Annotated in this window: 4 protein-coding genes; 3 read left to right on the top strand and 1 reads right to left on the bottom strand. The window is 66.5% G+C overall.

Features of this window, described 5'->3' with window-relative positions; translation table 11 throughout:
* Positions 1 to 76: 76 nt before the first annotated feature.
* From AC1DJT_RS34545 to AC1DJT_RS34555, 3 genes are all read left to right on the top strand, one after another.
* Positions 77 to 829, top strand: a complete 753-nt coding sequence (locus AC1DJT_RS34545) for an ABC transporter permease (RefSeq protein ID WP_441492253.1) — start codon at positions 77 to 79, stop codon at positions 827 to 829.
* 32 nt (positions 830 to 861) lie between these two features.
* Positions 862 to 1,566 (top strand): fumarylacetoacetate hydrolase family protein, encoded by a 705-nt coding sequence (locus AC1DJT_RS34550; RefSeq protein ID WP_476768201.1) that lies wholly within the window; start codon positions 862 to 864, stop codon positions 1,564 to 1,566.
* Between the two features lie 193 nt (positions 1,567 to 1,759).
* Positions 1,760 to 1,990 carry a hypothetical protein gene (locus AC1DJT_RS34555; RefSeq protein WP_441492255.1) on the top strand — a complete coding sequence of 77 codons (231 nt, stop codon included), beginning with the start codon at positions 1,760 to 1,762 and terminating at the stop codon, positions 1,988 to 1,990.
* 38 nt (positions 1,991 to 2,028) lie between these two features.
* Here AC1DJT_RS34555 and AC1DJT_RS34560 read toward each other — a convergent pair.
* Positions 2,029 to 4,813: efflux RND transporter permease subunit (locus AC1DJT_RS34560; protein WP_476835853.1), on the bottom strand; the 2,785-nt coding region annotated here is incomplete at its 5' end.

The following is a 4,813-nucleotide window of genomic DNA, read 5'->3' on the forward strand; positions in this document are numbered from 1 at the left end:
GCGTGACAGTGCCTATCTCGATGTCGTCGAGGCGATCTGGCAGCAGCTCCGGCATTACTTGGACTAGGAGTCGGCCATGGTCATTTCAGGTATCCGCCTTCCGATGATGGCGGCGCTTCTCGTCTGGGCCGTGATCTGGGAGATCGCCGGTCATACCGATGCCGGCTTCATCCTGCCGCCGCTGTCGCGCATCATCTGGCGCGTCTTCGAGATCGTCCCGACAGCCTCCTTCCTCGACGCACTGCTGATCACCGGCCGCGCTTTCCTGCTCGGCAACACGATTGCGATCTGCGTCGGCGTCCCGCTCGGCATCGTGATGGGCCGCTCGGTCATTGCCGACCGGCTTCTCCTGCCCTGGGTGAACCTCTTCCTCTCCGCGCCGCTCAGCGCGCTGGTGCCGGTCATCATGGTGCTGTTCGGGCTGGGCGAGACGACGATCGTGCTGACCGTCGTGCTCTTCTCGATGTGGATCATCGTGCTCAACACGCGCGCCGGCATCCGCGCCATTTCGCCCTCGCTGGTCGAGATGGCGCGCAGCTTCGGCGCCAATCGCTGGCAGGCCTTCAGCCGGATCTATCTGTGGGCGGCACTCCCCGAAATCCTGGCGGGCATCCGGCTCGGCATGATCCGCGCCGTCAAGGGCGTGGTCATAGGGCAGCTGCTGGTCTCCGTCGTCGGCTTCGGCACGCTCTTCGAAATCTACCAATCGCATTTCCTGATGGAGCATTTCTGGGCGCTGCTGCTCGTGCTCTTCGCCTTCGCCTTCACCCTCAACGAACTGCTCGCCCGGCTCGAACGTCGGTTCGGCTATTACGCCGCCGCGCGCTGAAGACCTCTCTTGCCAACGAAGGATCCCGCAAGATGAATATCGCCACGCCTCAGAACCATGTCGTCCAGGCCCCGGAACAGGTCACGGTCCCGGTGCGGGGGACGCAAAGCCGGTTCCCCGTTCACCGCATCTACTGCGTTGGCCGCAACTATGCCGCCCACACCATCGAGATGGGCGGCGACCCCAACCGCGAGGCGCCCTTCTTCTTCCAGAAGAACCCCGACAGCGTCGTCCTCGATGGCGCCGATTTCCCCTATCCGCCGCGCAGCAGCAATGTGCACCACGAGATCGAGATGGTGGTCGCCCTTGCCAAGGGCGGCAAGGATATCCCGGTCGAGCGCGCGCTCGAGCATGTCTATGGCTATGCGGTGGGCCTCGACATGACGCGGCGCGATCTGCAGGACGAGTGCAAGAAGGCGGGCCGGCCCTGGGAGATCGGCAAGGCCTTCGAGCATTCCGCGCCGCTCAGCGAAATCGTGCCTGCGAGCACGATCGGCCATCCCGAGAACGGTGCGGTCTGGCTCAAGGTGAATGGCGAAATCCGCCAGCAGGGCGATCTCAACCACATGATCTGGAAGGTGCCGGAGATGATCTCGTATCTCTCCGGCCTGTTCGAGTTGCAGCCGGGCGACCTGATCATGTCCGGCACGCCGTCGGGCGTCGGCGCCATCGTCCGCGGTGACGTGATGGAGGGCCATGTCGAGGGCATCGGAACGGTGCACGCCAAGGTCGCCTGAGCGCGGCGACCGCGCCCCTCACGGCAGGCCGGCCTCGGCCGGTCGTGCCGTGAGGGGCAATTTGCCTGATGGGCGCCGTCCGGTTTCACTATCGCGGCGCGACTGTCGGCGCCTTCGGCCAGGGCTGTTGCCGATAACGCCCTGGAACAGGTTCGCTGGCTGGCGGGTTACCCTGGAAACCAGGGAGGCTCCAATGGCCAAACAACCCGAATCCCTTGCCACATTCGCGGCAACGGCCCGCAATGACGGCAAGAAGCCCAAGGATATCGGTCTCACTGCTACGCCCGAGACGGCACCTCTTCCCGGCGACACGAAGAAGGAGGCCGACGCGGCCACCAAGGTTCTGCGCGAAGGCGTGCTCAAGAAGGACCAGGGCGCGGACGAGGCGATCGACAAGCTCCCCGACCGCACGCGGGATCTGTGATCCAAGCCTGAGCGGACGCTCCGGCACCGGACCTGGGCTCAGTGTCCAGGGCCCGGGGCGGGGGCCGGCTCGCTGGCCGGGGCCGCGTCTTTCGGCCTGCCCCTGCTGCGCTCGCGCATCCGCTGGAACACGACATAGAGCATCGGGATCAGGAAGATGCCGAAGATCGAGGCGAAGAGCATGCCGCCGAAGACCGGCGTGCCGACCGCCCGCCGGCTGAGCGCGCCGGCCCCCGTGGCAATCACCAGCGGCAGCAGACCGAGGATGAAGGCAAAGCTCGTCATCATCACCGGGCGGAAGCGCAGCCTGGCGCCGGACACGGCGGAATCGATGATCGACTCGCCCTTGGCGCGTTGCTCCAGCGCGAATTCGACAATCAGGATGCCGTTCTTCGCCGCGAGCGCGATCAGCACGACGAGGCCGATCTGGGCGTAGACGCCGAGGCTGACGCCGGTCAGCGCAACCGAGGCGACTGCGCCGAGCACCGCGACCGTGACCGAGAGCAGCACCGCGATCGGCACGTTCCAGCTCTCGTAGAGCGCGACGAGGAAGAGATAGGCGAAGAGCAGGGCGAGCGCGATGACGATCGGGGTGCCGCCGCTTGCGGCCTTCTCCTGCAGGGCCGTGCCGGTCCATTCGAAACCGAAGCCCGCCGGCAGGGTCGTCGCCGAGATGCGCTCCATGGCCTGGATCGCCTGACCCGAGCTGACGCCGGGCTTCGGCGAGCCGTTGACGATCGCGCCCCGGTAGCCATTGTAGCGGGTCAGGGCCTGCGGCCCGGTGACGAGGCGCACCTGCGAGAGCGCGTTCAGCGGCACCATCGCGCCGGTTTTGCCGCGGACATAGATCTTGCCGATATCGGTCACGGCCCGGCGGAAGGGCGTCTCGGCCTGGACATTGACCTGCCAGGTCCGGCCGAAGACGTTGAAGTCGTTGACGTAGAAGCCGCCGAGCGTCGCCTGGAGGGCGTTGAAGATGTCGGCGATCTGGACGCCGAGCACCTGCGCCTTGTCGCGGTCGATATCAAGATAGATCTGCGGGGTGTCGGCGGCGAAGGTGCTGAAGACCGCGGCGAGCTCGGGCTGCTGGTTGGCGGCGATGAGCAGGCCGCGCATCGTGGCTGCGATGTCGGTCGGCGACTGGCCCTGCAGGGCTTCGAGCACATATTGGAAGCCGCCGGTGCTGCCGAGCCCGATGATCGGCGGCAGGTTGAACGGAAAGACCGTTGCCTGCTGCACGGCGGCAAGCTGCGGCCGCAGCGCCCCGATGATCGCGCCGACCCCTTGCGCCGGATCCTTGCGGTCCTCGAACGGCTTCAGGCGGATGACGAAGAAGGCCTGGTTGGAGGAGGCGAGGCCGTCGATGAAATTGAAGCCGACGACGGAAAGCACGCCCTGGACGCCGGCGACCGGCCGGACGATGCTCTCGACCTGCTCGACCACGGCCGCGGTCCGGTTCACCGAGGCGCCTTCGGGCAGGCGCATCGCGATGAAGAAGGCGCCCTGGTCCTCTTCCGGCAGGAAGCTCTGCGGCGTGGTCAGGAACAGCCCGCCCGTCGCGGCCAGGATGCCGGCGAGCACGAACAGGACGACGACGGCGACCCTGACCAGGCGCCTGACGATCGCGGCATAGCCGTCGCGGACCTTGTCGATGCCGTTCATCACGTAGCGCATCGGCCCGCCGCCGCCATGGCCGCGCTTGATCAGGATCGAGCAGAGCGCCGGGCTCAGCGTCAGGGCGTTGATTGCCGAGATCAGCATGGCGGTCGAGACGGCGACCGCGAATTGCCGGAAGAGCTGGCCGCTGATGCCGGGAATGAAGGCGACCGGCACGAAGACCGCGAGCAGCACGAAGGTGATGGCGATGATCGGCCCGGTGATCTCGGCCATCGCCTTCTTGGTCGCGTCCGCGATCGAAAGCTCCGGCTCCTCCTCGACGACGCGCTCGACATTCTCGATCACCACGATGGCGTCGTCGACGACGATGCCGATGGCGAGCACGAGCGCGAGCAGGGAGACCGTGTTGGCGGTGAAGCCGATCACCAGCATGACGGCGAAGGTGCCGATGATCGAGACCGGTACCGCGACCAGCGGGATGATGGTGGTGCGCAGCTTGCCGAGGAAGAGGAAGACGACGAGGCCGACCAGCACGAAGGCTTCGAGCAGGGTGCGGATGACCTCGTCGATCGTGGCGCTGACGAAGACCGTGGTGTCGAAGAAGATGCCGTAGGCGAGATCCTCGGGGAAGCGCTTGGAGAGCGCCTCCATCGTCGCCCGCACCTTCTTGGCGACATCGATCGCATTGGCGCCGGGCGACTGGTAGATGCCCATGGCGGCGCCCGGCGCGCCGTTGAAACGGCTGTAGCGATCGGCCGTGCGGGCCCCGATCTCGACGCGCGCCACATCCCTGACGCGCACGACCGAGCCGCCCGGATTGGTGCGCAGCACGATATTGGCGAATTCCTCCGGCTTGGTGAGGCGGCCCTGCGTCTTGACCGTGAGCTGGTATTGCTGGTCGCTGCTGACCGGGGCGGCTCCGATGCGGCCGAGCGCCGCCTGCACGTTCTGGCCCTGGACCGCGGAGATGACGTCGCTCGGTGTCAGGCTGAGCGCCGTCAGCCGGTTCGGATCGAGCCAGACCCGGAGCGAGTAATCGAGCGGGCCGAACAGGCTGACCTGGCCGACGCCGTTGATGCGGGCGAGCGCGTCGACCAGGTTGATCGTCGCGTAATTGCTGAGATAGAGCGAGTCGAATGTGTGCTTCGGCGAGTGGATCTCGACCACCTGCAGCAGCGCGGCGGATTTCTTGCGGACGGTCAGGCCC

Source organism: Allobosea sp. 05T422_2, assembly GCF_056396265.1.